Below are 2,820 nucleotides of genomic sequence, written 5' to 3' on the forward strand. Positions count from 1 at the left end.
TGTCGGCGTACACGTGAACGTGCAGGGTCGCGTACGGATGAACGTGCAGGGTTCCTGATGTGCTGAGGTTCAGGGTTCGACACTCTGCTGCCTGTTGGTCGAGGTCGCAGAGATGGGGTGGCCGTGGTCCTGGATCCGCAGCGCTGGCTGGAACTACGGCGTTTTCGTGGCCTGGTCGAGTCCGGAGTGATGAGCCTGACCGAGGTTGCCAAGGAGACTGGCCTGAACTGGCGGACGGTCAGCAAGTACCTGGCAGCCGACGGACCCGCATCGCCTCCGCGCCGGTCACCGAACGGCAGGTCACGGGCGAGGGTGATCGACGAGTTCGCGCCGCTGGTCGACTCGATGCTGCGGGCGGAGATCCTGATGAAGGCCGCCGTGATCCACGAGCGGCTCGCCCAGGAGTACGGGTTCACCGGCAACTACCAGCGGACCAAGCTCTACGTCCAGGAAGCCCGGCCCCGGATCGCCGAGGAACTCGGCATCACGCCGAATGAGCTGGCAGGCATGCACCGCCGCTTCGAGGTGATCCCCGGCGCCCAGGCCCAGGTGGACTGGGGCGACGAGGGCAAGATCCTCGCCCACATGGGCATCCCGAAGGTCTACTCCTTCCACATGACGCTGTCGTACTCGCGCGACCCGTTCTGCTGCTTCACCACCAGTCAGGACCTGCAGACGTTCTTCGACTGCCACCGCCGCGCGTTCGCGCACTTCGGCGGCGTCCCGATGACGATCGTCTACGACCGGACCAAGACCGTCGTCCGCCGCCACGTCGCCCCCGGCGAGGCGGTCCCACTGCACCCGGAAGCGGTCGGCTTCGCCGGACACTACGACTTCGATATCGACGTTCTGGCCGCCTACCGGCCCACCGGCAAGGGCCGCGTCGAGCGCCAGGTTCTGATCGTCCGTGACCACGTCCTGTCCGGCCGGTCCTTCTCTTCCGTCGAGGAGATGGACGCCGCCTTCATCACCTGGGTGCCGCAGCGACGGGCTCAGGCCCACCGGACCCACCAGCAGGTCATCGGAGAGCGGGCGGCCCGTGATCACGTGGCCCTCAAGCCTCTGCCGCCGACCCCTTATCTGGTGGCCGAGCGGCACCTGCGGCCGGTCGGCAAGGACTGCCTCGTCGCCTTCGGCGGCAACCTCTACTCGGTGCCCGCCCGCAGGGTCCGCCCCCGGCAGCTGGTGGAGATCCGGGCCACGAAGTCGCAGATCATGCTGCATTCCACCATTGCCGACTCCAGCGGCGAGACCCTGCTGGCCACCCACCCGCGGGCGATCGGCCGCGGCGTCCGGGTCGTCGAAGAGTCTCACTGGGACGGCCTGCCCATGGGCAAGGGACGCCGGACCACCACCGGTGATGCCTTGCCGCCGCCCCGTCGTGAGCGTCCTCGGGGTGAGGAGACAGGGCCTTTGCGTGCTCTGCTGAACCGGGCCGCGGCCACCCATATCGAGGTCGGCCGTCGTCCGCTGTCGGTTTATGACGAGCTGACCGGCACCCGTCCCTTCACCACCCACCCGAGCATGAGGGAAACGTCTTGAGCGAGCTGGTCTCCACCCGCATCCGGAACACGGCCGGCAAGCTCGGCCTGCCTCACCTGGCCGAGACGATCAACGAGTACGCCCGGCGGGCCGACGAGGGGAAGATGGGCTATCTCGACTTCCTCGACCTGGTGTTGTCCGAGGAACTGGCTGTCCGTGACGACCGCCGCTTCCGCCAGGGCCTGCGGCTCTCGAAGCTGCCGCACCACAAGACGCTCGACGAGTACGACTTCTCCTTCCAGCCCGAGCTCGACCCCCGCAAGGTCAAGGACCTCGCCACCCTCTCGTTCGTCGAGGGCAAGGCGAATGCCGCCCTGCTCGGGCCGCCCGGGGTCGGCAAGACGCACATCGCCGTCGCACTGGCGGTCGCAGCCTGCCGGGCCGGCTACTCGATCTACTTCACCAGCCTCGACGACATGGTCCGCAACCTCAAAGCCGCCGAGACCGCCGGACGGCTGACGAACAAACTCGGAACCTACCTGCGGCCCGGCGTCCTCGTGGTCGACGAGGTCGGCTACCAGCCCCTCGAACGAGCCGAGGCGAACTTGGTCTTCCAGGTCATCTCCAAGCGCTACGAGAAGGGCTCGATCATCCTGACCTCGAACAAGACCTTCAGCGAGTGGGGTCAGGTCTTCGGCGACGAGGTCCTCGCCACCGCGATCCTCGACCGCCTCCTCCACCACTGCGAAGTAATCTCCATCAACGGCCCCAGCTACCGGCTCAAGAACCGTCTCCAGGCCATCGAGCGAGAGAACGACGTGGCCTGACCAGCTGCGATCACGACACCGGATCGTCGCCCGGCGGGATGAAGGCGTCGGCCCCATCAGCATCCTCGACATGCCCCTGAGCATCGACCGTGATGGCCGTCGCCCGCCCCTGCGACGTGATGAGCCAGGCCACCACCTGTTCCGTCAGCGGCGTTCCCCCTGGGCCCTCGTTCTTCCAGTGCACCCGCCACCCTCCACCAGGCACGGCGGCCACGACCTGGTCGGCTCGCTCCAGGTGCGAGAAGTCCTCGTAGTCCGTCACCGCACGCAGGGCGCCGCGCTTGGGATCGACGACCAGGGCCGTCCCGGTCACTTGGTCCCAGCCCTCCACACGGACCATGCGGCCGATCTCGGTGTCGGTGCCATTGAAGATCGCGGTCCAGCCGGTCTGATTGAAATAGCGAAGAGACACCGCGCCATCATCTCGAACCACGACGCTCGCGCTTCACAGGGCTCCCTGCTCTGCACGTTCATCCGTACGCAGCTCTGCACAGAGACGAGTACGCCGACA

The 2,820-nt window shown here is 67.1% G+C and carries 3 protein-coding genes; 2 read left to right on the forward strand and 1 reads right to left on the reverse strand.

Going from position 1 to position 2,820, the window contains the following annotated elements:
- Positions 1-117: 117 nt before the first annotated feature.
- Both istA and istB read left to right on the forward strand, forming a co-directional pair.
- Positions 118-1,542 (forward strand): IS21 family transposase, encoded by a 1,425-nt coding sequence (istA, locus tag ACSLTV_RS35980; RefSeq protein ID WP_435613720.1) that lies wholly within the window; start codon positions 118-120, stop codon positions 1,540-1,542.
- Positions 1,539-2,309: an IS21-like element helper ATPase IstB gene (istB, locus tag ACSLTV_RS35985; RefSeq protein WP_406721938.1), complete on the forward strand. Its 771-nt coding sequence runs from the start codon at positions 1,539-1,541 to the stop codon at positions 2,307-2,309. The genes istA and istB overlap by 4 nt, the downstream gene beginning before the upstream one ends.
- A gap of 10 nt (positions 2,310-2,319) precedes the next feature.
- Here istB and ACSLTV_RS35990 read toward each other — a convergent pair whose 3' ends face one another.
- Positions 2,320-2,721 (reverse strand): hypothetical protein, encoded by a 402-nt coding sequence (locus ACSLTV_RS35990; protein ID WP_432140055.1) that lies wholly within the window; start codon positions 2,719-2,721, stop codon positions 2,320-2,322.
- Between the last annotated feature and the right edge of the window lie 99 nt (positions 2,722-2,820).

This window comes from Streptomyces sp. bgisy159, from assembly GCF_965341775.1.
Taxonomy (GTDB): Bacteria; Actinomycetota; Actinomycetes; order Streptomycetales; family Streptomycetaceae; genus Streptomyces.